The sequence below is a fragment of the Paraburkholderia phenoliruptrix genome (genome assembly GCF_047325075.1).
Classification (GTDB): domain Bacteria; phylum Pseudomonadota; class Gammaproteobacteria; order Burkholderiales; family Burkholderiaceae; genus Paraburkholderia; species Paraburkholderia phenoliruptrix.
Map to the genome: position 1 here is coordinate 3,506,966 of NZ_CP168531.1, position 26,894 is coordinate 3,533,859.

Consider the following 26,894-nt stretch of genomic DNA (forward strand, 5'->3'; position numbering starts at 1 on the left):
ACTGGAGCGCACTGGGGGACGCACGGCGGGTGGCACTCCGGCGCGCGCCGCGGGCGGCACTGCGGGAAGGCGCTGCCACCAGCAACGCGTGCAACGAGCATCTTGCGTGCGCCGCATGTTCGCGCGGCAATCCGTACTCTCTTCGCCCGACGTTCCCCGACGCGGGCGTTTCTGGGCGTCACGTGACAGGGCCGGTTCGCTTCGGCACCCTGCGCGTCACGCCCTTTTCTTTGGAGCAAACGATTGCGGGGCGAGCCCTGCTCAAGCCGCGGCCGAGCCCTGGTGCACGGCGAGCGCCTGCGGCTCCATATGAACGTAGTCGATCGCGTCGAGCACGTCGCTGATAGGCGGCACCGAAAAGCCGTCGCCGACCGAGATAGAACGGAATGGCGCGTCCACGCCGCAATGCGCGGGCGAGGTGGCCACGAAGACCATCACCGTGCGCTTTTGCAGTGCATGCGCCAGATGGACGAAACCGGTGTCGGTGCCGAGCACCAGCGCGCATGCGTCGATCATCTGCGCGATTTCAGTCACGCTCATTTTCGGCAGAATCCGCGCGCCCGGCACCTGCGCGGCGATCTGTTCCGCTTCGCGGCGCTCGCCTTCCGAACCCCACGGCAGCACCACCCGGAAACCGCGTTGCGCGAGTTCCGCTCCAACCACTGCCCAATGCGAGAGCGGCCATTTCTTGTCGTCTTTCGACGTCGCGTGGAACAGCGCGGCGACGGGCGCACGCTCGCCGGCGAATGGCGGCTTTGCCGGCTCGGGCAGTTTCAGGTCGTAGACAGCCGGCCCCTGCACCTCGTAGCCGAGAGCCTCGCCCGCGCTGATGCGCATGCCGTGCCACGCATTGCATTCCGGACGCGGACCGAAGCGCCCAGTGTAAGCGAACGCGGCGCCGCGCTCGCCCAGATCCTGCGATTGATAGCCGATGCGCCGCGACGAACGGGCAAGAAACGCGATGATCGCGCTTTTGTACACGCCGTGAATGTCGATGATGAAATCGTAGCGATGTGCGCGCAGCGCCGCGATGGACACCGCGATTGCCTTGAAGTCGGCCCAGCTGCGCGCTTTCTTGAAGCGGCGCAGCGGCGCGAACAGCACGCGGTCGATGCCCTCGCACCATTGCGCCACTTCGGCGAAGGCCTCGTCCGCGGCCCAATCCACCTGAACGCCAGGAAACGCGCGTTTGATATCCGCCACGACGGGCAGCGCCTGGACGATATCGCCGAGTGAGGTGACCTTGACGATAAGGACTCGCTTCATTGAGGGCCTTTAATTGTTCCGACGTCAAAACATTTTAGCCGACGAAAGGAATAGTCTTTGCTGAACTGGGCAAGACGGCGCCCGGAAAATAATACGGCGGTTTACAACCCAATCATTACGATTAGCCTTCGCATTATATTTCAAAATGCTTTCATGCGGTTTTGTGCGATCCGCGCGCTTTATACTTCGTCCTTTGCTTTTCTAGATAGTCATGCCGCGAGCGCAACCTCTTCTTTCTTCCGGGATCGTGCGTCGAGCCCGACGCCTTTGGCGGCAATACGGCATTTTCTGGCTCGGGGCGATCGCGGTCGGCCTCATCGCGGTGCTCTACGCGCGGCTGATCGACTGGGGCTACGGCGAATTCCGCGCGGTACAGCGCGAACATGTGTGGGCGCCGCTCGTCATCACGCCCGCCGTCGCGGCGCTCGCCGTGTGGCTCACGCGCAAGTTCTTTCGCGGCGCGGAAGGCAGCGGCATTCCGCAGGTGATCGCCACGCTTCATGCGAAACCCGGCGAATACGGCTCGCGGCTGCTGTCGTTCCGTATTCTGCTCGGCAAGATCGCCGTGTCGTTTCTGGCGATTCTCGGCGGCTTTACGATCGGCCGCGAAGGTCCGACCGTCCAGGTCGGCGCGGCGCTCATGTTCAACCTGCGCCGGCTGTATCCGCGCTCGAATGCGCTGATCGAGCGGCAGCTCGTGCTGGCCGGCGCGGCGGCGGGGTTGTCGGCGGCATTCAACACACCGCTCGCCGGCATCGTGTTCGCCATCGAGGAATTGACGCGCAGTTTCGAGGCGCGTGCGAGCGGCGTGCTGATTACCGCGATCATCATCGCGGGGGTGATCGCGCTCGGGCTGAACGGCAACTACACCTATTTCGGCACGATTCAGATCGGCGCCCACTTTCCGGATGTGCTGGCGCTGGCGGTGCTGCTCACGGCCATCGTCACGGGCATTGCGGGCGGCGTGTTCGGGTGGTTGCTGCTGAATACGGCGCGCTGGATTCCCGCGCCGCTGCGCCAGCTGCACGGCGAGCGGCCCGTCGCGTTCGCGGCGCTGTGCGGCTTCGTGATTGCAGGAGTCGGCCTGATTTCGGGCGGCACCACGTTCGGCAGCGGCTATGCCGAAGCGCGCGGCCTGCTCGACGGACACGAGCAGTTGTCCGTGTTCTATCCGTTCCTGAAAATGATCTCGATGGTGGGCTCATACCTGCCCGGCATTCCCGGCGGCATCTTCGCGCCGTCGCTGTCCATCGGCGCGGGCTTCGGCAATCTGCTGCACATGGTGTTCGGCTCCATGCAATTGCCGATGCTGATCGCGCTCGCCATGGTCGGCTATCTGGCGGCCGTCACGCAGTCGCCGATCACGTCGTTTGTGATCGTGATGGAAATGATCAACGGCCACGCGCTCGTGATTTCGCTGATGGCGACCGCACTGATCGCAAGCCGCGTGGCGCGACTTTTCGCGCCGCCGCTTTACGAAGCGCTCTCGGAGCGCTATCTCGCGCCGCTGCCGCGCCCGGCGCCTGCTCCGGTGCCGGAAGTGCCCGAGGTAGAGGCGCCTGAACCGGCGCCGCAGGAAACCGCTGCGGACACTTGCGTCGATGCACTGGCGGACATGCCGGCCGATGCGTCCGCCGATGCCTCCGCCGTTGCGTCCTCAGGTACGCCCGGCGTCGCCGCGACCGATGCCTCGGCGCAGACCTCCGTCGAGCGCGACCCAGCCGCGCCGCAGCCCTAAGCCACGCTCAGGAGCAGCTCATTCCCGCGGCGCGCGCGTCGGCATGCGCGCCGCGCGCCCGTCAGGTCTGCGGGATTTCGATCTTGACCTCGAGCACCTCGAGGTCGTCCTGACGCTCGAGACTCACGCGGATGTCGTCATCCGAGATCCTTACGTACTTCGAAATCACGGCCACCAGTTCGCGTTGCAACGCAGGCAGATAATCGGCGGGAGCATGGCCGCCGGCGCGCTCGTGCGCGATGATCAACTGCAGGCGTTCCTTCGCTACCGACGCGGACTTCTTCTTCTCGCCCAGCAAAAACGAAAGAATCGACATAACGTGCGCTCCCCTTACTTGGTGCCGAAGAGGCGCTGCAGCAGCCCGGGCTTCTGGTAATCGATAAAGCGAAGCGATTTCTGCTCGCCGAGGAAACGCGACACCACGTCTTTATAGGCTTCCGCCACGTCCGTGCCGTCGAGGTGCACCGCCGGCAGGCCCTGGTTCGACGCATGCAGCACGGCTTCCGATTCCGGAATCACGCCGATCAGGTCGATGCGCAGGATTTCCTGGATGTCGGTCAGCGACAGCATTTCGCCTTCGCTCACCCGCTTCGGGTTGTAGCGCGTGATGAGCAGATGCTCCTTGATCGGCTCCTTGCCTTCGATCGCGCGCTTGGTTTTCGACGACAGAATGCCGAGGATGCGGTCCGAATCACGCACCGACGATACTTCCGGGTTCGTGACGATGAGCGCTTCGTCGGCGAAATGCATGGCGAGCAGCGCGCCCGATTCGATGCCGGCCGGCGAATCGCACACGATGTATTCGAAGTCCATCGCGATCAGGTCGTTGATGACCTTCTCGACGCCTTCCATGGTCAGCGCGTCTTTATCGCGCGTTTGCGAGGCCGGCAGGATAAACAGGTTCTCGCACTTCTTGTCCTTGATGAGCGCCTGGTTCAGATTGGCTTCGCCCTGAATCACGTTGATCAGGTCGTACACCACGCGGCGCTCGCAGCCCATGATGAGATCGAGGTTGCGCAGGCCGACGTCGAAGTCGATCACGGCGGTTTTGCTGCCGCGCAATGCGAGGGCCGATGCAAAACTCGCGCTCGTGGTCGTCTTGCCCACGCCACCCTTGCCCGATGTCACCACAATGATTTTTGCCATTACCCTTACCTTGTGTTCGTCAAATTCGTCAATTATGTGCGGCCCGATTTCGCGCAAAACGCCTGCCGCCAAGCTTCGGCACGGCGCGCTTCCCGGCGCTTACGTGAGCCGCAATGGTTCGATCATCAACTTTTCTTCTTCGAGCCAGATCTGCACCGGCTTGCCGAGTACGTCGGCCGGCAGCGGGTTCTCGGTCGTGCGATAGATGCCCGCAATCGAGATCAGTTCCGGTTCGAGACACGTGCAGAAAATGCGCGCGTCGTGATTGCCCTGCACGCCGGCGAGCGCGCGGCCGCGCAACGGCGCATAGATATGGATATTGCCTTCCGCGATGACTTCGGCGCCGTAGCTCACGAGCCCGAGCACGACGAGATCGCCCTTTGCGTAGATGCGCTGACCCGAGCGCAGCGGCTTTTCCACCACCATGGTTTGCGACGACGTCGCAAGACGCACGGGCTCGGCGGCGGCCGCTGGTTCGAGCGGTGCAGCGCCCGGCGCTGCGTTGGTGCCCGCCGCCGTGGTAGCGGTGCTTGCCGCGCCATTGCCGGCTTCGCCGGTGTCCGCCGACGACGCGCTCGCCGGTTCCCCGTCAGCCGGCTTCGCGACCGCGCCGCGGCGGTCGCGCGCTTCGAGGAGCGGCAACGCCGACTCCGCGGCCCAGGACTGCTGCGTTTCCGCGACCACCCCGACCGGACGCATGCGCACGCTTTCGAGCAACTGGGCGATGTCCGCGAGCGGCACGCGCTCGTTTTCGGCGAGGCGGCGTACGTCGATTGCGACGACGTCGTTAGCGAAAAATTCGGGAGTCGCCTCGAAGCGCCGGGTCAGTTCGGCACGCATGGACTCGAGGTCGGTTGTCTTGACCACAAACAGGAGCGTGTCGACGGAACCGCTGCGGAGTTCGAAAAAAGGCGATTTCTTGGGCGACATAGCGTTCGGCAAAAAATTTTGCGTATTTTACAGGCGTCGCGGCGCGCGGCGAGATTTTTTGCCCGACAGTGCAGTCGATATCCGCAAGCTGCGCGCACAAAACCGGCACGCCGCACTGCGCCGCGATGGGCGCCGCGCAATGGCTGTCGCTGTCGGGATACGAGTGGAAAAGCGAAGGGATGGGGCGGCAAACGTCGGCGCCGCCCGGATGAATCACGAGTCGACCGCAGAGGTCGTGGAGGGCACGTGGCGAATCAGCAGGCTTTCGGCCTGCTCGGGCGCACGCGCCATGCGCCGATGTTCGCCGGTCGGCCCAAAACCGAGCGCTTCGTAAAAGCGCATGGCGTTGCGGTTGGAGTCGGCGACCCATGCGTAGATTTCCGTCGCGCCTTCGTTCGCCAGCCAGCCGCTCGCCGTGTCGACGAGCAACTCGCCGCCGCGCAAATGGCGCACCGCCGGCGCGACCCACAACTCGCACACGAAGGCGCGACGCGGCGCCGCATCTTCGAAATGCGCTTCGATCAATCCGGCCGGATGACCCTCGGTATAGAGGATAAAAGTGCTGACCGTAAGAGAAACCGCGTGCTTCGCGGCGATGACGTCAAAGCTGGCGGCATCCGCGGACAATGCGTCTTCCAGCGTCGCACCGAAGGCATAAGGCGCCTCACGCAGCGACGCTGTACGGAGTTCGCGAAAAACGGCGCCCTGATCGGCGGCGATACGGCGAACGGTCAATGACGGACTCATGCAGACGAAAACCCCTTGAAGCCTTAACGTGTAGCTTTAACCGAACCGGCGCGCGAGTCAAATCATTCTTTGCCGGGCGATCTTATCGCGCGAACCGGTTCTCGCAAAGCGCGCATTGAGTCGGCAGCATTTGCCGCGCCCGGCGCGGGGTGCGCACAGCCGTCCACCGGATGGCGATGCAAGCCTCGCGGGCTAAGGGGCCGCGTAGTGGCCGGTGCCGTCCGGCCAGGGCGTGAGCAGTTCGTAGCCGGCGTCGGTGACGGCGATCATGTGTTCCCATTGCGCCGACAGCGAGCGGTCTTTTGTGACCACGGTCCAGCCGTCGCGCAGGACGGTGGTGCCGGCGCGGCCCGCGTTGATCATCGGCTCGATGGTGAAGACCATGCCGGGCTTCAGACGCACGCCCTGCCCCGGCTGTCCGTAATGCAGGACCTGCGGGTCTTCGTGATACACCTTGCCAATGCCGTGGCCGCAATAGTCGCGCACGATGGAGAAGCCGTCGCGCTGCGCCACCTTCTGGATCGCATGGCCGATATCGCCGAGCGTAGCGCCCGGTTTCACTTCGCGGATGCCCGCGAGCATCGCTTCATAGGTGGTATCGATCAGTTGGCGCGCCACCGTGCTCGGCTCGCCGACGCAATACATGCGGCTCGTGTCGCCGAAATAGCCGTCCTTGATGATCGCCACGTCGATGTTGATGATGTCGCCGTCCTTCAGCACCTCGTTACGGTTCGGAATGCCATGGCAGACCACCTGATTGACCGACGTGCATACCGTCTTCGGAAAACCGAGATAGCCGACGTTGGCCGGAATGCACTTCTGCGTGTTGACGATGTAGTCGTTGCACAGTGCGTCCAGTTCGTCGGTGGAGACACCGGCTTTCACGTGCTCGCCGATCATGGCCAGCACGTCGGCCGCGAGGCGGCCCGAAATGCGGAGTTTGGCGATGTCGTCGGGCGTCTTGTAGGTAATGGCCATGAATTCGGTCGATAGGTGCGAAGGTAGGTCGATGTTCAATCGAACGGCCAATTGTACAGAGGATCGGGAAGGGGCCCGGGCTGAGGGAAGCTGCAAGGCGTGGAACGCAGACAAAGCGCATGGCTGCTCGGTTGTTCACGCTGCCATCGCACCCATGCCGTTAATTTAGCATCGCTTACGAAAGCGACACGCGGGCACGAATATGCAGACTCAATGCAATTGCCGACCGGAAACGAAAACAGGCCCCGAAGGGCCTGTTTTCTGAATTTGGCGGAAAGGGTGAGATTCGAACTCACGGTACCCCTAAAGGTACACCGGATTTCGAGTCCGGCGCATTCGACCACTCTGCCACCTTTCCGTGTTTTCCAACTCGCCGCCGTCTTGCTAAGACAAGCGGTTTTGTCAGATCCAAGCGGGTCGTTGCTTGGGAGAGAAAGATTATAGAACAGCTGACTCGACTTTCCAAGCCCCTCGTCGAAAAAATTTCAGAGGGACTCGCTCCGACCACTCATTTACCGATGATCGGTCAGGCCACCCGACGCGCGGTGACGCAACTCACACCGCCGGCACTTCCAGACGCTCCACGCCGCCCAGGTACGGCCGCAGCGCTGCGGGGACCGTGACCGAGCCATCCGCGTTCTGGAAGTTCTCCAGCACGGCCACGAGCGTGCGGCCAACCGCGAGCCCCGAGCCGTTCAGCGTATGGACGAGTTCCGGCTTGCCTTGCGCGTTCCGATAGCGCGCCTGCATCCGGCGAGCCTGGAACGACTCGGTGTTCGAGCAGCTCGAAATTTCGCGATAGGTGTTTTGCGCCGGCAACCAGACTTCCAGGTCGTACGTCTTGGTCGCGGAAAAGCCCATGTCGCCCGTGCACAGCGTGATCACACGGTACGGCAGTTCGAGCTTCTGCAGAATCGTCTCCGCGTGGCCCACCATCTGTTCCAACGCGTCGTAGGACGTTTCGGGCGCCACGATCTGCACCATCTCGACCTTGTCGAACTGATGCTGACGGATCATGCCGCGCGTATCGCGTCCATACGAGCCCGCTTCCGAACGGAAGCACGGCGAATGCGCCGTCAGCTTGATCGGCAACGCGTTCGCTTCGACGATGCTCTCGCGCACCGTGTTCGTCAGAGAAATTTCCGACGTCGAAATCAGATATTGCGTGACCGTATTTTCGCCGCCGCCCTTTTCCACGCGGAACATGTCGTCCGCGAATTTGGGCAATTGGCCGGTGCCGTACAGAATCTCAGGATTCACGATGTACGGCGTGTAGATCTCCGTATAGCCGTGCTGCTGCGTATGCGTGTCGATCATGAACTGGGCAAGCGCGCGATGCAGCCGCGCAATCTGTCCGCGCAGCATCGTGAAACGCGTGCCCGAGAGCTTGGCGCCAGTCTCGAAATCGAGGCCGAGCGGCGCGCCCACATCCACGTGATCCTTCACTTCGAAGTCGAACTGGCGCGGCGTGCCCCAGCGGCGCACCTCGACGTTATCCGCTTCGTCGCGGCCGACCGGCACGCTCTCATGCGGAAGATTCGGCACGCCAAGCAAAAGGTCCGACAGACGCTTCTGAATATCGTCCAGCTTCGCGGCCGACGCCTTCATCTCGTCGCCGATACCGCCCACTTCGGCCATCAACGCCGACGTGTCTTCGCCCCGCCCTTTCATCGCGCCGATCTGCTTGGACAGACTGTTGCGGCGCGCCTGCAGCTCTTCGGTGCGGGTTTGGGTATCGCGGCGTTCCGCTTCGAGCGCGGTGAAGGCCGCGACGTCGAGGGTATAGCCGCGGTCGGCGAGGCGCTTCGCGACGCCGTCGAGGTCTTTGCGCAGCAACTGGATGTCGAGCATGGGATGGGGCGGGTATTCGTTGTGTGAAGGTGGGATTTTAGCGCACCGGCGCGGCTGGATCGAAGCAGCAACGTGGGCGGCACGACACGCGCATGGCGTGGGCGGCGTCAGCCTTTCTTCGGCTTGTTCTCGCTGCGCCACTGCGCGTCGAGTTCCGCGAGACGCGCCATCTTGTCGCCGATCTTGCCTTCGAGCCCGCGCGGCGTCGGCGTGTACCAATGCGGATCGCGCATGTTCTCCGGCAGATAGGTTTCGCCCGCCGCGTAAGCATCGGGCTCGTCGTGCGCGTAACGATACTCGTGACCGTAGCCGAGCTCCTTCATGAGCTTCGTCGGCGCATTGCGCAGATGCACCGGCACCGCGCGCGACTTGTCCTTGCCGACGAAGCGCCGCGCTTCGTTGTAGGCGTTGTAGCCGGCATTCGACTTCGGCGCGACCGCCAGATAGATGATGGCCTGCGCCAGCGCGAGTTCGCCTTCGGGCGTGCCGAGCCGCTCGTAGGTTTCGGCGGCATCCAGCGCGATGCGCGCGGCGCGCGGATCGGCGAGACCGATGTCCTCCCACGCCATCCGCACGATGCGCCGCGCCAGATAGCGCGGGTCCGCGCCGCCGTCGAGCATGCGGCAGAACCAGTACAGCGCGCCGTCCGGGCTGCTGCCGCGCACCGATTTGTGCAGCGCGCTGATCTGGTCGTAGAAGGCGTCGCCGCCTTTGTCGAAGCGGCGCAGATTCTCGGCGAGCGCGCTGCCGAGCAAAGCGCCGTCGATCGCCGTCTTCTTCTGCTGGGAAGCCGCGCGCGCGACGATCTCAAGGTTGTTCAACAGCTTGCGGCCGTCGCCGTCGGCGGAGCCGATCAGCGCGTCGCGCGCCTCGTCCGTGAATGTGAGGCCGCCCAGTTCGTGTTGCGCGCGCTCGAGCAGCTCGCGCAACTCGTCTTCGTCGAGACTTTTCAGCACATACACGGCGGCGCGCGAGAGCAACGCGCTGTTCACTTCGAACGACGGATTCTCCGTCGTCGCCCCGATGAACACGAACAGCCCCGACTCCACGTGCGGCAAGAACGCGTCCTGCTGGCTCTTGTTAAAGCGATGCACCTCGTCGACGAACACTAGCGTCTGATGCCCGTTCGCGCGATGAATCTGCGCCGTTTCGACTGCCTCGCGAATGTCCTTCACGCCGGACAGCACCGCCGAGAGCGCAATGAACTGCGCGTGAAACGCGTCCGCCATGAGCCGCGCGAGCGTCGTCTTGCCGACGCCCGGCGGGCCCCAGAGGATCATCGAATGCGCCTCGCCGGATTCGAATGCGACCCGCAGCGGCTTGTTCGGACCGAGCAGATGCTTCTGGCCGATCACTTCGTCGATATTGCGGGGCCGCAGGCGTTCGGCGAGCGGAACATTGGCACGGGTTTCTTCGAACATGACGTTTTGGGGATAATCTCGGCTTTCCGGACGCGCTGCGCGCAGGTATCCGCGAGGGGTCCAGAAGCGGCGCGCTGCCGGACAAGCGCAAAGCCTGCGCGAGCAACGCGCGGGCAACGTCCTGCATTATGACAGTGACCGCGCCCGGGCGAGCGACGCATCCTCGCCCGGGCGCGAATTCGCTGCGAGCAGCAACAGGATCGGCAATAGACACATCACTCAGGGACACGACCCGATGACACAAGACCCGCTCACCGGCGACGCCGGTTCCACCTACGCCCCGCTCACGCCGGTGCCCGACGCGCGCCGCGCCTTCCGTACCGGCGACGCGTTCGCGCTCTGGTTCTCGCTCGGCATCGGCCTGCTCGTCGCGCAAGCCGGCGCGCTGCTCGTGCCGGGGCTGTCGCTGGTGCACGCGCTGCTGGCCATTGCGATCGGCAGTGCGATCGGCGTGGTGCTGCTCGCGCTCGCCGGCGTGATCGGCACGGACACCGGCCTCGCCGCGATGTCGTCGCTGCCTCCGACGCTCGGCGTGCGTGGCGCCTCGGTGCCCGCGGTGCTGAACGCGGTGCAGCTGGTCGGCTGGGGCGCCTTCGAAGTGATCGTGATGCGCGATTCCGCCGACGCCCTCGCGAAGCAGGCGTTCGGCCTCTCCATGCCGCTCGTCTGGACGGTCGCGTTCGGCGGGCTCGCGACGCTGCTCGCGATCAGCGGACCGCTTTCGTTCGTGCGGCGCTTTCTGCGTACATGGGGAATCTGGCTGCTGCTGGCCGGCGCCGCATGGCTCACATGGAATCTGCTCGCGCAGCAGGACCTCGCCGCGATGATGCGCCGTCCCGGCACCGGCGAGATGTCGTTCGGCGGCGCGATCGATCTCGTGGTCGCCATGCCGCTCTCGTGGCTGCCGTTGATCGCGGACTACACGCGCTTTGGCCGCCGCGCGGGCGACACGTTTCGCGGCACGCTGCTCGGCTTCGGCATCGCGAATATCTGGTTCTACGCATTGGGCGCGATCTATGGCCTCGCCGCGGGCGGCGGCGACGCGCTGCTCACGAGCGCGCTCGCACAGGCGGGCGGCGGCCTCGCGCTGCTGCTCATTCTGATCGACGAAGTGGACAATGCATTCGCCGACATCCATTCGGCGGCCGTGTCGACCGGCACGTTCTGGGCGCGCGGCAGCGTGCCGATCCTGTCGGCGGCATTCGGCGCGCTGTGCACCTTGATCGCGCTCGCCGTGCCGATGGCGAAATATCAGAACTTCCTGCTGCTCATCGGCTCGGTGTTCGCGCCGCTCTTCGGCGTCGTGCTGGTCGACCATTTCATTGTGCGCAAGCGCCGCATCGAAGCAGCCGTGCTCGCCGACGTGCGCGGCCGCTATGGTTTTTCGGGCGGCTGGCATCTGAGCGCGTTCATCGCGTGGGCAATCGGCATCGCCGCTTATCAGGCGATCAACCAATGGCTGCCGAATCTCGGCGCGACGTTGCCCTCTTTGGTGATCGGCGCGGTGTGCTATCTCGCGTTCGTGTCGACGCGCAAGACTGCTTACGCGTGAGCACGCGGTTAACTTCTGTGACGAAAAAGGCCTGCACATGCGGGCCTTTTCGTTGCAAGCAGCCTAGTTGCGACGCCCACCTCGCGCGTGAGGCTAACGCTTGGCGACGGTTCGGTATTCGACGCCCGGCAGCACGCACAACAACTCGAACGCGAGGTTCGCGCCGAGCAGCGCGGTCGTGCCGAACGGATCGTACGGCGGCGCGACTTCCACAAGATCGCAACCGACGATATTCAGGCCGCGCGCGCCGCGAATGATTTCGAGCGCCTGCGGCACCGTCAGTCCGGCGATTTCCGGCGTGCCCGTGCCGGGCGCGAAGGCCGGATCGATTCCGTCGATGTCGAACGTGATGTACACCGGCGCGTCGCCCATGCGCTCGCGCACGCGCGCCATCAGCGGCGCAAGCGACTGGTTCCAGCACGCCTCCGCCTGCACGACCTCGAAGCCCCGGTCGCGGCACCAGTCGAAGTCCTCCGCCGCGTAACCCGTGCCGCGCAAACCGATCTGCACGACGCGCTCGCAGTCGAGCAAACCTTCCTCCACCGCGCGCCGAAACGGCGTGCCGTGCGCGATCTTCTCGCCCATCATCGTGTCGTTGACGTCGGCGTGCGCGTCCACGTGGATCAGCCCGACCTTGCCGTGCTTGCGATGAATCGCGCGCAGGATCGGCAGCGCGATCGTGTGATCGCCGCCGAGCGTGACCGGCTTGCATTCGTGCTGGAGGATTTCATCGTAAGCGCTTTCGATTCGCGCGATCGAGTCATGCAGGTTGTACGGGTTGATCGCGACGTCGCCGAGATCGGCCACGCGCAGCGAATCGAACGGCGCTGCACGCGTGGCCATGTTGTACGGCCGCAGCAGCACCGATTCGCTGCGGATCTGACGCGGCCCGAAACGCGCGCCCGTGCGGTTCGACGTGCCGAGATCGAACGGCACACCGACGAAACAGGCGTCGAATCCCGCAGCCGAGCCGACGTTCGGCAAACGCATCATGGTCGCGATTCCGCCGCAGCGCGGCATCGCATTGCCGGACAGCGGCTGCGGGCGCTCACCGGCTTCGGGAGAAATGAAGGAGGAAGTATTCATCGTGGCTCGGCAATGAAAAGGCGCCTGGGGGCGGGAATCGGTCAACCGGCCAAAAACTGGCTTGCAGTAAGCAATGTGGCGATGCACGGCCGGACCAAATTCCATTCTTGAGCAGTTCCCGCGAACTTGAAATAGCCGCGCAAAAACGTTCACATCGATCCCAGGCGATGTATCCTGACGCATGTTCTCCCAACTGACCGACCTCGACCTGCGGCTCATCCGCGTCTTCCTCGCCATTGTGGATGCCGGTGGCGTCTCACCGGCGCAGGCCACACTGAACGTCGGACAGCCGACCATCAGCACGCAACTGGCTACGCTCGAAACACGCCTCGGGTACCGGCTGTGCGAGCGCGGCCGCGGCGGCTTTCGCCTCACCGCACGCGGCGAGCAATTCGTGGATGCCGCTCGCGCGCTGCTCGCCGCGGTGGACAGCTTCGGCGTGCAGGCGCGTAACGTGGGACGCAAACTCGTCGGCACGCTCGACATCGGCATGATCGGGCACACGCCCGTGTCGGCGAGTGCGCGCATCAGCGACGCGATTGGCCGCTTCCGCTCGCGCGATCAGTCCGTGCGCTTTTCGATTCTCGTGCGCTCGCCGGGCGAGCTCGAAGAACTGCTGCTCAACGGACGCATTCAGATCGGCATCGGCTATTTCTGGCATCGCGTGCCGTCGCTCGACTACACGGAAGTGTTCGCCGAAGACCAGTTTGCCTACTGCGCGAAAGGGCATCCGCTCTTTGCCCGTGCCGGCGATGTCACGCCCGAACAGGCCGCGGCGCACGAATGGGCGTGGCGCAGCTATCCGTTGCCCGAGGCCGAAGATTCGCAGGCGCCGCGCAACATCACCGCCGTCGCCGACAACATGGAAGCCGTCGCCATGCTCGTGCTTTCCGGGCATCACCTAGGCTATCTGCCGGGGCATTTCGCGGCGCCGTTCGTCGCGCAAGGGTTGCTCGCGGCGTTGAATCCGGCGCGCATGCGCTACCGCGTCGCGTTTCATATGGTCGCGCGGGCACGGCAGCATCGAACGGATATTGTGGAGGCGTTTCTCGAAGACATGAAGGCCGCGCACGCGGCCCCATAGCGCGCGGGTTTGACGGGAACCGCGCCTTGGCGGGCACGAAGACCGGCCGCACGGGTCTGCCGCAAGCGTCGGCCACAAACGTCGGCCACAAAAAAGCCGCGCATTCAGCGCGGCTTCCCTCGTCAAGCGCAACCGCAGAGCGGCGCCTTAGCCGTTGATCACGTCCGCGCCCTTCGGCACCGTGAACTTGAAAGCGTCGGCAGGCAGCGGCGGATTCTTCTGGATGTTCGAGAACGTCAGCAGCGTGACGTTGCCGAACACGTCGTGCAATTCCATGGCTTGCAGATTGCCGTCCTTGAAGCCGATGCCCACGCGCTGGAATTGCGTATCCCGCGTTTTCGGCGTCAGTTCGAGCCAGTCGATGCCGGCCTTCACGCCCGCATCGCGCAACGTGAAGTTCTTGTCCAGATCGTTGCTGCCGAACAGGATGGCGGCCGGGCTCGCGCCGAGTGCGCCGCCGAGGCTTCGCACCGTGACCTGGTTCAGGTCCTTGTCGTACACGTAAAGCTTGTCGCCGTCTGCTTGCAGCAGCTGCGCGTAGGGCTTTTCGTATTGCCAGATGAACTTGCCGGGACGAGCAAACGTGAATGTTCCGCTCGACGTGCTGCTTTTGCCGCCGCCGTTCGTCGACAGCACGCCGCTTGCGCCGCTCGCCGCCTGTGCCTTGCTCGGCGCGCGCACTTCCTGCTGCACGAAGGTGCCGCGCGCCGAGTGGACCTGCGCGACGAAAGCCTTCAACTGCTCGGTGCCGCTCGCGAAAGCCTGCGAAGCGACGAGCATCGACGCGCCGATCGCCAACGCGCCGATCCGGCGCGCGACGGTCCGTGCCAGCGTCCCTGTCGGACGGCCGGCGCCGGTGGATGGTGCGTGCTGCTGCGCAAATAGCTGCATAGTTTTTCTCCCTTGATCTGGATTTATCGAGCGGCCGCGGTGCCTGCGGCGCGTGTATTGGGCGGTGTTGCCGCTGGCTGCCGGTCGCTGGCGAACCGGGCGAGAGGCGGGCGTCACGCGTCACCCTTGATTTCCGGGTTGCGTGCGAACGCGCAAGTCCGTCGCGCTCCATTCCACTGTGGCGCCTTTCGTCCCGGAGCTTAGGCAGTCAGTCTTAAGCGAACCTTAGAAGCGAACGTTTCGAAACCAACGTTACAAGCGGCAAAAACACACGACTCGGCCACGCGTCTCGGGCAGGCGGCAAGGTTCAGGTTGCCAACATAGGCCGCAAAAAACCGCCCCCGTTCCCGCCGCGAGGCGCGAGCCGCGCGCCTCACTCCGCCTCGCGCGCCGGCGCAAGAATCTCGCGATTGCCGTTCGACGACATTGCCGAGACGACGCCGGAGTTTTCCATCTGCTCGAGCAAACGCGCGGCGCGGTTATAGCCGATGCGCAAATGCCGCTGCACCAGCGAAATCGACGCGCGCCTGTTTTTCAGCACCACGTCCACCGCCTGGTCGTAAAGCGGGTCCGACTCGCCGTCGCCCGCACCGGCACCGCCCGCGCCCGCCGAGCCTTCGTCGCCCTCGCCCGTCACGCCGCCTTCGAGAATGCCCTCAATATAGTTCGGCTCGCCCTGCTCCTTGAGCTTGTCGACGACGCGGTGCACTTCCTCGTCCGACACGAACGCGCCATGCACCCGCACCGGCAAGCCGCTGCCCGGCGGCAGGTAAAGCATGTCGCCCATACCGAGCAGCGATTCCGCGCCCTGCTGGTCGAGAATGGTGCGCGAGTCGATCTTCGACGACACCTGGAAGGCCATGCGCGTGGGCACGTTGGCCTTGATGAGACCGGTAATCACGTCGACCGACGGACGCTGCGTGGCGAGAATCAGATGGATGCCGGCCGCGCGCGCCTTTTGCGCAATTCGCGCGATCAACTCTTCTACCTTCTTGCCGACCACCATCATCAGATCGGCGAGTTCGTCGATCACGATCACGATATTGGGCAGACGCGTGAGCGGTTCCGGATCGTCCGGCGTGAGGCTGAACGGATTCGGCAGCTTCTCCTCGCGCTTCGCGGCCTCGTCGATCTTGTTGTTGTAGCCGGCGAGATTGCGCACGCCGAGCTTGCTCATGAGCTTGTAGCGGCGCTCCATTTCGGCGACCGCCCAGTTGAGCGCGTGGCCGGCCTGGCGCATATCCGTCACGACCGGACACAGCAGATGCGGAATGCCTTCGTAGACGCTCATTTCGAGCATCTTCGGATCGATCAGAATCATGCGCACCTGATCCGCGCTCGCCTTGTACAGCAGCGACAGGATCATCGCGTTGATCCCGACCGACTTGCCCGAACCCGTCGTGCCGGCCACCAGCAGGTGCGGCATTTTTGCGAGGTCCGCGCAGACGGGCTTGCCGCCGATGTCCTTGCCGAGGCCCATGGTGAGCGGCGACGCGGCGTCCGCATAAACCGCGGAGCCGAGAATCTCGGACAGACTCACCGTCTGACGGCGCTGATTCGGCAATTCGAGCGCCATGTAGTTCTTACCCGGAATCGTTTCGACGACACGAATCGACACGAGCGACAACGAACGCGCGAGGTCTTTCGCGAGATTGACGATCTGGCTGCCCTTCACGCCGGTGGCCGGCTCGATCTCGTAACGCGTGACGACGGGGCCCGGATACGCGGCGACCACGCTCACTTCGACGCCGAAGTCCTTCAGTTTTTTCTCGATCAGACGCGAGGTGAATTCGAGCGTGTCGGCGGAAATGGTTTCCTGCGCGGCCGGCGCGGGATCGAGCAGCGAAATGGGCGGCAGCGTGGAGTCGCCCGGCAGGTCGGTGAAGAGCGGCACCTGCCGTTCCTTCTCGACGCGCTCCGACTTTGCCGGCGTGACGACCGGCGGCACGATCACGACCGGTTCGTGCTCCTCGATGCGCACGCGGCCCTTTTCCACCTTGCCCTCGCGCTTGACCGCGGCGGCTTCGCCCAGCTTGCGGTCGCGGCCCGCCTCGCGGCGCAGCTTCGCGAAAGTGACGGCCGAGATGATCGACTCGCCGACTTTTTCGCACACGGAAAGCCAGGAAAAGCGGAAATACAGCGACAAACCGATGGCCAGCACGATCAGCAAGGCAAGCGTGCCGCCCGTGAAGCCGAGCGCATGCGACACCCCGCGCGCGACCGCCTCGCCGATCACGCCGCCCGGCGCGCGCGGCAACTGGACTTTCAGCGACCACATGCGCAATGCCTCTATGCCGTCGCACGCGAGCAGCACGAGCAGGAAGGCGAAGGCGTCCGCGAGCCAGCTCGCGTCGCGCGGCGCGTCCTCCTGCAACTCCTCATGGCGCGTGATGCGCTTGTAGTTCGCGGAGATGTGCCGGCCGAGCAGCACGATCCACCAGTAGGCGGAAAGTCCGAACAGCAGCAGCAGAATGTCCGAGGTCCACGCGCCGACGCGGCCCGCCCAGTTGGCGATGTGGTCGACCTGCGCGGCGTGCGTCCAGCTCGGATCGCGCCGGCTGTAGCTGATAAGCGCCATCAGCAGGAAAACGCCGAGCGCGACCTGCAGGATCCAGCGGATTTCTGTGAAAAGGCGCGACATGCGGTGCGGCAATGCCTGCGCGCTCGCGGAATAAGGAGCTTTTGCCATTGATCCTGTTGCGTGTGTGGCCGATCCGGTGTGCCGGGCCTCGTTCGACGCGGCTGCGGTCACGGCCCCGGCGACCCGGAACTTCGATCCGGCCTATTGTAAACGCAGTGCCCCGCGTGAGGCTGTAAATGACGGTAACCTGGCCGATTGGCCACACGCGCTTGCCGCTTAAGCGGGGCGCCGGACTATCGGCGCGATCGGAAAGCTTCATGGAGCAGCCCGCCGCCCTGCCCTTTATAATGCCGGACTGATGCCCATCTACAGTTTCAGCCAAGTCGCACTGCCCGCATGGGCGGACGGTGCGCCGTAAAAGGATTCGATCATGCCCGCAACTTCCACGAAACACGCCAAGGTTCTGATTCTCGGTTCCGGCCCCGCCGGCTACACGGCAGCGGTCTACGCGGCGCGCGCCAACCTCGCGCCGGTGCTGGTCACGGGTCTCGCGCAAGGCGGCCAGCTCATGACCACGACCGACGTCGAAAACTGGCCCGCCGACGCCAACGGCGTGCAGGGCCCTGAACTGATGGCGCGCTTCCTGGAGCATGCTGAGCGCTTCAACACCGAAATCATCTTCGACCATATTCACACGGCGAAGCTGGACGAAAAGCCGATCCGCCTGATCGGCGATTCCGGCGAATACACGTGCGATTCGCTGATCATCTCGACGGGCGCTTCGGCGCAGTACCTCGGCCTGCCGTCGGAAGAAGCCTTCATGGGCAAGGGCGTGTCCGCCTGCGCGACCTGCGACGGCTTTTTCTACAAGCAGCAGCACGTGGCCGTGGTCGGCGGCGGCAATACGGCGGTTGAAGAAGCGCTGTATCTGTCGGGCATCGCGAAGAAGGTGACGGTGATCCACCGCCGCGACAAGTTCCGCGCCGAGCCGATCCTGATCGACCGCCTGCTCGCGAAAGAGAAGGAAGGCGTCGTCGAAATCAAGTGGAACCATACGCTCGACGAAGTGACGGGCGACCAGTCCGGCGTGACCGGCGTGCGCATCAAGCACACGCAAACCGGCGAAACCACGGACATTGCGCTGCAAGGCCTCTTTGTCGCGATCGGTCACAAGCCGAACACGGACATCTTCGAAGGTCAGTTGGAAATGAAGAACGGCTACATCATCACGAAGGGCGGCCTGAACGGCTTTGCCACCGCGACGAGCGTGCCGGGCGTGTTCGCCGCCGGCGACGTGCAGGACCACGTGTACCGCCAGGCCATCACGAGTGCGGGCACGGGCTGTATGGCCGCGCTCGACGCGCAGCGCTATCTGGAAACCATCAACGAAATGGCCGGCGAACACGCCATGAGCCAGGAAGCGGAGCGCTGATCGAGCGCGCTCTCGCGCCCACGCAACGGTAAAATGGCGGCTGGGCCTTGCCCGGCCGGTCGATCGGGTTCGAATGAAAAAAGGCCGCGGCTCACCAGCCGGCGGCCTTTTTTCATTGGATGCCGCATTATGGTCGTGAGACGCCCCGTGATCGGATCGCGGCGTTTTACGTCGCGTTTTATGTCACGTTTTATGCGGCGGTCTTTGCGCGGGTTAATCCGCGCGTGTCAGTCCGCGGGCTTTTCCAGATCTCATTCCGCGCTTTTTCTGCGTCCACTCACGCTATGCCGAAGAACCACCCTCATCCGCACGAACCGAAGCGCCCCCGCGCCGCCCCCGCCGCGCGCGAGCCGGCGGCGCCCGCGGCCCAACCGAAGATCGCGCCGGCCGCGGGCCTGGCCGGCCTCGGCGCGCTGCGCGACGCGTTGAAGGTCGATGCGCAAAAGCGCGAGCGCGAACGCGCCGCCGCGGCGGCCGCCCAGCGCGAAGCGGCCGCGGACGCCGATCTGTTTCGCCGCGAAATCGGCGAGGTGGCGCCGCTCGCCGTGCCGCCGCGCGCCTCGTTGCCGCGCAACCCTCCGCCACCCTTGCCGGTGCAGACGCGGCTCGACGAGGAAGCGGTGCTGCACGAAGCCATCTCGGACGAGTACGACCCCGAGGTGCTGCTCGACACCGACGAAACGCTCTCCTATTGCCGCCCCGGCGTCAGCCAGGAAGTGGTGCGAAAACTGCGGCGCGGCGACTGGATCGTGCAGGCGCAAATCGATCTGCACGGCATGCGGCGCGAGGAAGCCCGCGAGGCGCTGGCCGAGTTTATCCGCGAGTCGGTCAAGCGCGGCCTGCGCTGTCTGCGCGTGATTCACGGCAAAGGTTTGGGATCGATCGGCAAGGAACCCGTGCTCAAGGGCAAAGTGCGCGCGTGGCTCGTGCAGAAAAACGAAGTGATCGCGTTTTGCCAGGCGCGTCCCCATGACGGCGGCGCGGGCGCGGTCGTCGTGCTGCTGCAACCCGGCGCCGCGCCGGCTCAAGCGCGGCCCACGGCGGAGCCGCGGTGATCCATCCGAGACTCACTCTCGCGCTCTCCATCATGGAAGCGCTGGCGATCTTCGCGTACGCCATTTCCGGTTTCATCGAGGCGAGGACGCGCCGCCTCGACGCCGTCGGCACCTTTCTCGTGGCGATCGCGACGGCCTTCGGCGGCGGCACGCTGCGCGACGTGCTGCTGGAGCGCCGGCCGTTCTACTGGGTCGAGCATCAGGACTATCTGATCGCCATTTTTGCAATGTCGCTCTTCGCCCCCACGCTGCTGAAGATGACCTCGCGCCTCCTGTCCGAGCGCGTGCTGCTGGTGGCCGATGCGATCGGCCTCGGGCTCTTCAGCGTCGCGGGGACCTCGATTGCGCACGACGCGCAAATGCCGTGGTTCACCTCCGTGATGATGGGCGTGGCGACGGGCGTATTCGGCGGCGTGATCCGCGACGTGTTGTGCAACGAGGTGCCGCTGATTCTGCGCGACTCGCGGCCTTACGCGACGTGCGCTTTTGTCGGCTGCTGGCTGTATGTGCTGCTCGACTACGTGAATTTCGACACCGTCTACAGCGTGCTCATCGCCACCGGTTTTATTCTGCTGGCGCGGCTCGCGACCTTCCGCCTCAACGTGCGCCTGCCGCATTAGCGGCTTTTTTGCGCCGCGCTCGCGCGGCTGCAACGCCCGCGTGTCGATTTTGGCCGCGTCCGCTCGTCGTGACTTGAACGGCCCTGCCGGGCCGCAACAACCCTTTAACCGTCGAAGGTGATCACGATGAGCCTCAAGCTATACGCCCACCCTTTTTCATCCTACTGCCAGAAGGCGCTGATCGCGCTGTACGAGAACGGCACACCGTTCGAGTTCCGGCTGCTCGCGCACGACGACCCGCGCATCATGGCCGAATTCGCCGAACTGTGGCCGATCCGGCGCTTTCCGGTGCTGGTCGACAGCGGGCGCACGGTGATGGAGGCGACCATCATCATCGAATATCTCGGTCTTCACTATCCGGGGCCGGTTGCGCTCGTGCCCGCCGACGCCCGCGCGGCGCTGGACGTACGCGGCATGGACCGCTTCTTCGACAACTACATTTCCACGCCGGTGCAGAAGATCGTGACGGACCGCCTGCGCCCCGAGGCGGAGCGCGACACGCGCGGCGTCGCCGAAGCGCGCGCGATGCTCGACACGGCCTATGCGTGGCTCGACAAAACCATGGTCGACCGCGAATGGGCCGCCGCCGGCAGCTTCAGCCTCGCCGATTGCGCGGCGGCGCCCGCGCTTTTTTACGCCGACTGGACGCACGCGATCGATCCGAAGTTCACGCAGGTGCGCGCCTATCGCGAGCGCTTGCTGGCGCGCCCGTCGTTTGCCCGCGCCGTCGACGAAGCACGGCCCTACCGCCCGCTGTTTCCGCTGGGTGCGCCTGAGCGGGACTGACTGGGACTGAGCGCAACGAAGCGCACTTGAGCGGCACTTGAGCGGCACCTGAGGCGGCACCTGAGCGGGCCAGGCGGGACCGCACCCGCCGCCCCGCCTGGCGGCCCCTTGCGGACAACATCCATGTGAGCCTATACACTTCACGTCGAAACCAATTTCCGCTCATTACATACAAGGCCAAACATGGACCGTTTCGAAGCGATGGAGATATTTACGCGTGTGGTCGAGGCAAACAGCTTCACGAAAGTATCCGAATCGCTCGACCTCCCGCGGGCGAAAGTGAGCCGCACGATTCAGGCGCTCGAAGAACACGTGGGCGTGCGGCTTCTCAATCGTTCGACGCGCCAGGTCAGCGTGACTGAAGACGGCGCGCTCTTTTACGAGCGCTGCGTGCGCATTCTCGCGGAAGTCGCCGACGCGGAGTCGTCGCTGTCGAACAAGCGGGAGAACCCCGTAGGGACGATTCGCGTCGACACCTCGGGCACGCTCGCCCGCGCGCTCCTGCTGCCCGCACTCGACGACTTCTACCGGCGCTACCCTGAAATCGACGTGCGGCTCGGTCTCGCCGACCGCAACATCGACCTGATCCAGGACGCCGTGGATTGCGTGATCCGCATGGGCACGCCGGAAGAGTCGAGCCTTGTCGCGCGGCGCATCGGTCATGCGCGAATCGTCACGTGCGCTTCGCCCGCGTATCTGGAGAAATACGGCACGCCCACCACGCTCGATCAATTGAGCGAGCACCGCGCGGTCAACTACGTGTCGGCGCGCACCGGCAAGACCTTTCCGTTCGAGTACGAAGTCAACGGTGAAATCGTAAAAGTCGCGATGAAGAGCGTGCTCGCGGTGAACGACGGCTCGGTCTACATTCGCGCGGGCGCGCTCGGCCACGGCATCATTCAACCGTCGCGCTTCATGGTCGCGCATCTGATCGAGCGCGGCGTGTTGAAGGAAATTCTCACCGACTACACGAGCCCCGGCACGCCGCTGTCCATTCTGTACGCGCATCGCCGCAATCTCAGCTCGCGGCTGCGCGCGTTCACCGAATGGGTGACGGAACTCGTGCGCAACAATCCGGACTTGCGCCTGCCGGAGGCCTGACGTTTGACGCTTCAGCGCCGAAGCCGTTGGAAAGAAGCGCATAAGAAAAGCCCCTTGGGTCTCGCGACCCAAGGGGCTTTTTGCTTCAAAACTGACAGACGCCGCGGTCTATGCGGCAGTCAGCCTGACTCAAGCGATCCGCTCCTCGTTCGACGGATCGAACAACACCGCCTTCGACGTATCGAACAGCAGCGTCGTGTTCGTCAGCGGCTGCGGATTCGACGCCGGGTGCACGCGGCTCACCACGCGCTTGCCGTTGACCTGCGCGAACACGAGCGTGTCCGGACCGGTCGGCTCGATGACATCGACCTTCACTTCGATCTGTTGCAGCTTGCCGTGGTCGCCGTGCGCGCCGCGCGAATCGGTAATGCGCTCGGGGCGCAAGCCGAGAATCACTTCGCGGCCGATGTGCGACTTGACCTTCGCCGAGTCGAACGGCAGCACGAGCGCCGTGCGCGTCACGCCCGTGTCCAGTTCGAGGCCCACGCCCGCGCCCTGTTCGACGAGCTTGCCCTGAATGAAGTTCATGGGCGGCGCGCCGATAAAGCCGGCCACGAACAGGTTCGACGGCGAGTCGTAAATGTCCTGCGGCGCACCGAATTGCTGCACGATGCCGTCTTTCATCACGGCGATGCGGTCGCCGAGCGTCATGGCTTCGATCTGATCGTGCGTCACGTAGACGATCGTCGTGCCGAGGCGTTGATGCAGTAGCTTGATTTCCGAGCGCATCTCGATACGCAGCTTCGCGTCCAGGTTCGAAAGCGGCTCGTCGAACAGAAACATCACCGGATCGCGCGCAAGCGCGCGGCCCATGGCGACGCGCTGGCGTTGGCCGCCGGACAGTTGGCCCGGCTTGCGATCCAGCAGATGCGTGATCTGCAGCGTGTTCGACACGCGGTCGACAATCTGCGCCTGCTCGCTTTTCGGCACCTTGCGGATGTTCAGGCCGAACGAAATGTTCTCGCGCACCGTCATGGACGGATACAGCGCGTACGACTGGAACACCATCGCGATATCGCGATCTTTCGGCGAGAGGTTGTTCACCGTCTTGCCGTCGATCTGGATCTCGCCCTTGGTCACCGTTTCGAGGCCGGCAATCATGTTGAGCAGCGTCGACTTACCGCAGCCCGAGCCGCCGACGAGAATCAGGAACTGACCGTCTTCGATGTCGATGTTGACACCCTTCAGAACCGGCACCCCGTTCGGGTAAGTCTTGTACACGTCACGGATGGAAAGGCTTGCCATGCTGTGAATCCTCTAGTCTCTGGTACTGCCTGAAAACGTCTGTTTGACGGCAGCGCTGAGTGGGTCGAGCGCTGCCGGCTTCGAATGGTTCAGCCCTTCACTGCGCCGGCCGTCAGGCCGCGCACGAAATAACGTCCGGCCACGATGTAGACGAGCAAGGTGGGCAGCGCGGCGATGATCGCGCCGGCCATGTCCACGTTGTATTCCTTCACGCCCGTCGACGTGTTCACGAGATTGTTCAGCGCCACGGTGATCGGCATGGAATCGACGCCGGAGAACACGATACCGAACAGGAAGTCATTCCAGATCTGCGTGAATTGCCAGATCAGGCACACCATGAAAATGGGCAGCGACACGGGCAGCAGGATCTTCGTGAAGATCGTGAAAAAACCGGCACCGTCGATGCGCGCCGCCTTCACGAGTTCGGCCGGCACGCTCACGTAGAAGTTGCGGAAGAACATCGTCGTGAATGCGATACCGTAGATCACGTGCACCACCACGAGACCGGTCGTCGTGTTCGACAGGCCGAGCGCGCCTTCGAAACGCGCCATGGGCAACAGGATCGCCTGGAACGGAATGAAGCAGCCGACCAGCAGCATCGTAAAGATCGGATCGGCGCCGCGAAAACGCCAGTGCGTGAGCACATAACCGTTGAACGCGCCGATGATCGACGAGATCAGCACCGCCGGAATCACCATGCGCACGGAGTTCATGAAGAACGGCTGCATGCCGTCGCAGCGCACGCCGGTACAGGCGCCGCTCCATGCCTTGATCCACGGATCGACGGTCCAGTGCGACGGCGGCGTGAGCAGGTTGCCGGTGCGCAGCTGATCGATGTCCTTGAACGACGTGGACAGCATCACGTACAGCGGAAACAGGAAGTACAGGGCAAACAGAATCAGCGCCGCGTAAATGACGGCACGGCTGATCGTCATCTTAGGCTGCATTGCGGGTGCTCCTCGATTCCAGATACATGAGCGGCACGAGCACGGCCACGACGGTGGCGAGCATCATGATCGACGATGCCGCGCCGACGCCGAGTTGCCCGCGATTGAACGAAAAGGTGTACATGAAAATGGCCGGCAGCGACGACGACGTGCCCGGACCGCCCGCCGTCAACGCGACGACGAGGTCGAAGGTCTTGATCGTGATGTGGCAAAGAATCAGCAGCACGGAGAAGAACACCGGACGCATGCTCGGAATGACGATCTTGCGGTAGATGGTGGGCAGACTCGCGCCGTCCATTTGCGCCGCCTTGAAAATTTCGCCGTCCACGCCGCGCAGGCCCGCAAGGAACAGCGCCATCACGAAGCCGGTGGATTGCCACACCGCCGCGATCACCACGCAGAAAATCGCCTTGTCGGGGTCGCCGAGCCAGCCGAACGAGAAGCTCGTCCAGCCCCAGTCGTGAAAGACCTTTTCGAGGCCGATGCTCGGCGTCATGATCCACTGCCACGCCGTGCCGGTCACGATGAACGACAGCGCCATCGGGTACAGGAACACCGCGCGCAGCGCGCCTTCGTTGCGAATCTGCTGATCGAGCAGAATCGCGAGAAAGAGACCGAGGCCGATGCAGATGCCGATGAACGGAATACCGAACCAGCCGAGATTCGCGGCCGAAGTCCAGAACACGTCGTTATCGAACAGTTCGCGATAACGGTCGAAACCGACGAAGTCGTAGCGCGGCATCAACCGCGAGTTCGACATCGACAGATAGCCGGTAATGGCGATGAAGCCGTAAACGAAAATCAGGCTGATCACGACGCTGGGTGCGAGCACCAGCTTCGGGATGAAGCGATCGGCAAGGGCCGCCATGGGCGACGCGCGGCGGGCGACGGTAGCCGTTTTCCCGTTTCCGCTGATAGAAGCAGTCACTACTCGACTCCTGCTGGAACTGTCAGGTGAAGCCGCGTGCATCGGATGCGCGCGCGTGCCAGGGACGCACACCGCATGACGCCAATTCACGCGATCAACGGCGCGAAGGGCGCGCCGATACCCGGACGCGCCCTTCGCTACTTCACTTACTTGGTCTTCGCTGCCTTCGCGAGCGCCGCAACCGCGCTCTTCGAATCCTGCTGCGAGTTCATGAACTTCGTGACGACGTCGGAGATCGCGCCGGCTGCCGCGTCCGGCTGAGCCATGCCGTGAGCAAGCGACGGCACGTAGCCGCCCGACTTGATCGCGGTTTGCTCATCCGCGTACGACTTCTTCGCGCAGTCGTCGAACTTCGCCATCGACACGCCGAGACGCACCGGGATCGAGCCCTTGTACAGGCTGAACTGTTCCTGGAATTCCGGCGACATGATCGTCTTCGCGAGAGCAAGCTGGCCCGGCGTTGCAGCCTTCTGGCCCTTCTGCTGGAAGAACACGAACGAGTCGACGTTGAACGTGTACGACTTTTCGGTGCCCGGCACAGCGGCACAGACATAGTCCGAGCCCGACTTCTTGCCGGCGTTGGCGAATTCGCCCTTCGCCCAGTCGCCCATGAACTGCATGCCGGCCTTGCCGTTGATGACCATGGCCGTTGCCAGATTCCAGTCACGGCCCGTGCGGCCCGCGTCGAAGTAACCCTGGATCTTGCGGACCGTGTCGAACACGCCGACCATCTTGTCCGACGTCAGCGTCTTTTCGTCGAGGTCGACCAGCGCCTTCTTGTAGAAGTCCGCGCCTTGCGAGAGCACGACGTCTTCCCACAGCGTCAGGTCTTGCCACGGCTGGCCGCCCATCGCGATCGGCTGGATGCCCGCGGCTTTCATCTTGTCGGCCACCGCGAAGAACTCGGGCCACGTGGTCGGCACCTTGCCGCCTGCCTTGTCGAGCGCTGCCTTGTTGATATACAGCCAGTTCACGCGATGCACCGAGAACGGCGCCGCGACGTAGTGGCCGTCCGCGTGCATGATCTTGTCGATTTCCGGCGGCAGATTCTTCTTCCAGTCACCGGCGACGGAGTCGATCGGCACCAGCACGCCTTGCGAAGCCCAATCCTGGATCAGCGGGCCCTTGATCTGCGCGGCGCTCGGCGCATTGCCCGAGATCACCTGCGTCTTCAGTGCCGTCATGGCAGCCGCGCCCGCGCCGCCTGCAACCGCAAAGTCCTTCCACGTGTAACCTTGCTTCGTCATGTCGTCCTTGAGGACGCCGACGGCTTTCGATTCGCCGCCCGAGGTCCACCAGTGCAACACTTCGACCGACTCGGCCGCCTGCACAGCCGAGACGCCACACATCAGACCTGCGGCGCACAGAGCGCCCATGATCGCGCGAAATTTCATTGCTTATCTCCTCCAGACACCTGAACAAAAAACGAATGGCCCCTGATGTCGCCAGGGTGCTGTGGTTGGTTCAAACAGGCAAAACACTGGGCGATCGAGCACGGTCGGGCGCATG

At 64.1% G+C, this 26,894-nt stretch carries 23 protein-coding genes and 1 tRNA gene; 8 read left to right on the top strand and 16 right to left on the bottom strand.

Annotation, left to right across the window (positions count from 1 at the left end):
- Positions 1–261: 261 nt before the first annotated feature.
- Positions 262–1,266 (bottom strand): lipopolysaccharide heptosyltransferase I, encoded by a 1,005-nt coding sequence (gene waaC, locus ACEN8U_RS27530; protein WP_310105875.1) that lies wholly within the window; start codon positions 1,264–1,266, stop codon positions 262–264.
- A gap of 211 nt (positions 1,267–1,477) precedes the next feature.
- Here waaC and ACEN8U_RS27535 point away from each other — a divergent pair, with 211 nt between their 5' ends.
- Positions 1,478–3,004: a chloride channel protein gene (locus tag ACEN8U_RS27535; RefSeq protein ID WP_310105872.1), complete on the top strand. Its 1,527-nt coding sequence runs from the start codon at positions 1,478–1,480 to the stop codon at positions 3,002–3,004.
- Positions 3,005–3,065: 61 nt separating this feature from the next.
- Here ACEN8U_RS27535 and minE read toward each other — a convergent pair whose 3' ends face one another.
- From minE to ACEN8U_RS27575, 8 genes are all read right to left on the bottom strand, one after another.
- Positions 3,066–3,320, bottom strand: coding sequence for a cell division topological specificity factor MinE (gene minE, locus ACEN8U_RS27540; RefSeq protein WP_006048489.1), 255 nt, complete (start codon positions 3,318–3,320; stop codon positions 3,066–3,068).
- A 14-nt stretch (positions 3,321–3,334) separates the two neighbouring features.
- A complete protein-coding gene (minD, locus tag ACEN8U_RS27545) occupies positions 3,335–4,150 on the bottom strand; it encodes a septum site-determining protein MinD (RefSeq protein WP_013338516.1) in 816 nt (271 codons plus the stop codon).
- A gap of 99 nt (positions 4,151–4,249) precedes the next feature.
- Positions 4,250–5,080 (bottom strand): septum site-determining protein MinC, encoded by an 831-nt coding sequence (gene minC, locus ACEN8U_RS27550; RefSeq protein ID WP_310105869.1) that lies wholly within the window; start codon positions 5,078–5,080, stop codon positions 4,250–4,252.
- 213 nt (positions 5,081–5,293) lie between these two features.
- Complete coding sequence (locus ACEN8U_RS27555; protein WP_013587515.1) at positions 5,294–5,827, bottom strand: GNAT family N-acetyltransferase; 534 nt, start codon at positions 5,825–5,827, stop codon at positions 5,294–5,296.
- Positions 5,828–6,019: 192 nt separating this feature from the next.
- Entirely contained in the window at positions 6,020–6,805 is a 786-nt protein-coding gene (gene map / locus ACEN8U_RS27560; protein ID WP_310105866.1) for a type I methionyl aminopeptidase, read from the bottom strand.
- Between the two features lie 268 nt (positions 6,806–7,073).
- Positions 7,074–7,163 (bottom strand) — tRNA-Ser (locus tag ACEN8U_RS27565).
- 197 nt (positions 7,164–7,360) lie between these two features.
- The gene (serS, locus tag ACEN8U_RS27570) at positions 7,361–8,656 is read right to left on the bottom strand and encodes a serine--tRNA ligase (protein WP_310105864.1); all 1,296 of its coding nucleotides are present in this window, start codon (positions 8,654–8,656) and stop codon (positions 7,361–7,363) included.
- A 107-nt stretch (positions 8,657–8,763) separates the two neighbouring features.
- On the bottom strand, positions 8,764–10,077 hold the full coding sequence (locus tag ACEN8U_RS27575; protein WP_310105861.1) for a replication-associated recombination protein A: 1,314 nt from the start codon (positions 10,075–10,077) through the stop codon (positions 8,764–8,766).
- A gap of 235 nt (positions 10,078–10,312) precedes the next feature.
- On the opposite strand from ACEN8U_RS27575, the gene cytX reads away from it, so the two are divergent.
- On the top strand, positions 10,313–11,629 hold the full coding sequence (cytX, locus tag ACEN8U_RS27580) for a putative hydroxymethylpyrimidine transporter CytX (protein ID WP_310105857.1): 1,317 nt from the start codon (positions 10,313–10,315) through the stop codon (positions 11,627–11,629).
- A 93-nt stretch (positions 11,630–11,722) separates the two neighbouring features.
- Here the strand turns inward: cytX and speB are convergent, their stop codons facing one another.
- Entirely contained in the window at positions 11,723–12,715 is a 993-nt protein-coding gene (gene speB, locus ACEN8U_RS27585; protein WP_310105854.1) for an agmatinase, read from the bottom strand.
- Positions 12,716–12,896: 181 nt separating this feature from the next.
- On the opposite strand from speB, the gene ACEN8U_RS27590 reads away from it, so the two are divergent.
- Complete coding sequence (locus ACEN8U_RS27590; RefSeq protein ID WP_310105852.1) at positions 12,897–13,799, top strand: LysR family transcriptional regulator; 903 nt, start codon at positions 12,897–12,899, stop codon at positions 13,797–13,799.
- Positions 13,800–13,946: 147 nt separating this feature from the next.
- Here the strand turns inward: ACEN8U_RS27590 and lolA are convergent, their stop codons facing one another.
- A complete protein-coding gene (lolA, locus tag ACEN8U_RS27595; RefSeq protein ID WP_310105849.1) occupies positions 13,947–14,690 on the bottom strand; it encodes an outer membrane lipoprotein chaperone LolA in 744 nt (247 codons plus the stop codon).
- Between the two features lie 373 nt (positions 14,691–15,063).
- Positions 15,064–17,379 carry a DNA translocase FtsK gene (locus ACEN8U_RS27600; RefSeq protein WP_310105846.1) on the bottom strand — a complete coding sequence of 772 codons (2,316 nt, stop codon included), beginning with the start codon at positions 17,377–17,379 and terminating at the stop codon, positions 15,064–15,066.
- 322 nt (positions 17,380–17,701) lie between these two features.
- Here ACEN8U_RS27600 and trxB point away from each other — a divergent pair, with 322 nt between their 5' ends.
- From trxB to ACEN8U_RS27625, 5 genes are all read left to right on the top strand, one after another.
- Complete coding sequence (trxB, locus tag ACEN8U_RS27605) at positions 17,702–18,703, top strand: thioredoxin-disulfide reductase (protein ID WP_006048502.1); 1,002 nt, start codon at positions 17,702–17,704, stop codon at positions 18,701–18,703.
- 284 nt (positions 18,704–18,987) lie between these two features.
- Complete coding sequence (locus ACEN8U_RS27610) at positions 18,988–19,758, top strand: Smr/MutS family protein (RefSeq protein ID WP_015002002.1); 771 nt, start codon at positions 18,988–18,990, stop codon at positions 19,756–19,758.
- Positions 19,758–20,378, top strand: a complete 621-nt coding sequence (locus ACEN8U_RS27615) for a trimeric intracellular cation channel family protein (protein ID WP_028360408.1) — start codon at positions 19,758–19,760, stop codon at positions 20,376–20,378. The genes ACEN8U_RS27610 and ACEN8U_RS27615 overlap by 1 nt, the downstream gene beginning before the upstream one ends.
- 126 nt (positions 20,379–20,504) lie before the next feature.
- Entirely contained in the window at positions 20,505–21,164 is a 660-nt protein-coding gene (locus ACEN8U_RS27620; protein ID WP_310105843.1) for a glutathione S-transferase family protein, read from the top strand.
- Positions 21,165–21,347: 183 nt separating this feature from the next.
- Positions 21,348–22,265 carry a LysR family transcriptional regulator gene (locus ACEN8U_RS27625; protein WP_015001999.1) on the top strand — a complete coding sequence of 306 codons (918 nt, stop codon included), beginning with the start codon at positions 21,348–21,350 and terminating at the stop codon, positions 22,263–22,265.
- A gap of 129 nt (positions 22,266–22,394) precedes the next feature.
- Here ACEN8U_RS27625 and ACEN8U_RS27630 read toward each other — a convergent pair whose 3' ends face one another.
- The 4 genes from ACEN8U_RS27630 to ACEN8U_RS27645 form a co-directional block, all read right to left on the bottom strand.
- Complete coding sequence (locus tag ACEN8U_RS27630) at positions 22,395–23,510, bottom strand: ABC transporter ATP-binding protein (protein WP_041745058.1); 1,116 nt, start codon at positions 23,508–23,510, stop codon at positions 22,395–22,397.
- A gap of 89 nt (positions 23,511–23,599) precedes the next feature.
- On the bottom strand, positions 23,600–24,457 hold the full coding sequence (locus ACEN8U_RS27635) for a carbohydrate ABC transporter permease (protein WP_013587500.1): 858 nt from the start codon (positions 24,455–24,457) through the stop codon (positions 23,600–23,602).
- Positions 24,447–25,385, bottom strand: a complete 939-nt coding sequence (locus tag ACEN8U_RS27640; RefSeq protein WP_013587499.1) for a carbohydrate ABC transporter permease — start codon at positions 25,383–25,385, stop codon at positions 24,447–24,449. The genes ACEN8U_RS27635 and ACEN8U_RS27640 overlap by 11 nt, the downstream gene beginning before the upstream one ends.
- A gap of 146 nt (positions 25,386–25,531) precedes the next feature.
- Positions 25,532–26,779: an ABC transporter substrate-binding protein gene (locus ACEN8U_RS27645; RefSeq protein WP_013587498.1), complete on the bottom strand. Its 1,248-nt coding sequence runs from the start codon at positions 26,777–26,779 to the stop codon at positions 25,532–25,534.
- Positions 26,780–26,894: the final 115 nt, after the last annotated feature.

Bases quoted from the DNA above. Each gene is read 5' to 3' on its own strand.
- waaC (WP_310105875.1), bottom strand. From the start codon at position 1,266: ATGAAGCGAGTCCTTATCGTCAAGGTCACCTCACTCGGCGATATCGTC.
- ACEN8U_RS27535 (WP_310105872.1), top strand. From the start codon at position 1,478: ATGCCGCGAGCGCAACCTCTTCTTTCTTCCGGGATCGTGCGTCGAGCC.
- minE (WP_006048489.1), bottom strand. From the start codon at position 3,320: ATGTCGATTCTTTCGTTTTTGCTGGGCGAGAAGAAGAAGTCCGCGTCG.
- minD (WP_013338516.1), bottom strand. From the start codon at position 4,150: ATGGCAAAAATCATTGTGGTGACATCGGGCAAGGGTGGCGTGGGCAAG.
- minC (WP_310105869.1), bottom strand. From the start codon at position 5,080: ATGTCGCCCAAGAAATCGCCTTTTTTCGAACTCCGCAGCGGTTCCGTC.
- ACEN8U_RS27555 (WP_013587515.1), bottom strand. From the start codon at position 5,827: ATGAGTCCGTCATTGACCGTTCGCCGTATCGCCGCCGATCAGGGCGCC.
- map (WP_310105866.1), bottom strand. From the start codon at position 6,805: ATGGCCATTACCTACAAGACGCCCGACGACATCGCCAAACTCCGCATT.
- serS (WP_310105864.1), bottom strand. From the start codon at position 8,656: ATGCTCGACATCCAGTTGCTGCGCAAAGACCTCGACGGCGTCGCGAAG.
- ACEN8U_RS27575 (WP_310105861.1), bottom strand. From the start codon at position 10,077: ATGTTCGAAGAAACCCGTGCCAATGTTCCGCTCGCCGAACGCCTGCGG.
- cytX (WP_310105857.1), top strand. From the start codon at position 10,313: ATGACACAAGACCCGCTCACCGGCGACGCCGGTTCCACCTACGCCCCG.
- speB (WP_310105854.1), bottom strand. From the start codon at position 12,715: ATGAATACTTCCTCCTTCATTTCTCCCGAAGCCGGTGAGCGCCCGCAG.
- ACEN8U_RS27590 (WP_310105852.1), top strand. From the start codon at position 12,897: ATGTTCTCCCAACTGACCGACCTCGACCTGCGGCTCATCCGCGTCTTC.
- lolA (WP_310105849.1), bottom strand. From the start codon at position 14,690: ATGCAGCTATTTGCGCAGCAGCACGCACCATCCACCGGCGCCGGCCGT.
- ACEN8U_RS27600 (WP_310105846.1), bottom strand. From the start codon at position 17,379: ATGGCAAAAGCTCCTTATTCCGCGAGCGCGCAGGCATTGCCGCACCGC.
- trxB (WP_006048502.1), top strand. From the start codon at position 17,702: ATGCCCGCAACTTCCACGAAACACGCCAAGGTTCTGATTCTCGGTTCC.
- ACEN8U_RS27610 (WP_015002002.1), top strand. From the start codon at position 18,988: ATGCCGAAGAACCACCCTCATCCGCACGAACCGAAGCGCCCCCGCGCC.
- ACEN8U_RS27620 (WP_310105843.1), top strand. From the start codon at position 20,505: ATGAGCCTCAAGCTATACGCCCACCCTTTTTCATCCTACTGCCAGAAG.
- ACEN8U_RS27625 (WP_015001999.1), top strand. From the start codon at position 21,348: ATGGACCGTTTCGAAGCGATGGAGATATTTACGCGTGTGGTCGAGGCA.
- ACEN8U_RS27630 (WP_041745058.1), bottom strand. From the start codon at position 23,510: ATGGCAAGCCTTTCCATCCGTGACGTGTACAAGACTTACCCGAACGGG.
- ACEN8U_RS27635 (WP_013587500.1), bottom strand. From the start codon at position 24,457: ATGCAGCCTAAGATGACGATCAGCCGTGCCGTCATTTACGCGGCGCTG.
- ACEN8U_RS27645 (WP_013587498.1), bottom strand. From the start codon at position 26,779: ATGAAATTTCGCGCGATCATGGGCGCTCTGTGCGCCGCAGGTCTGATG.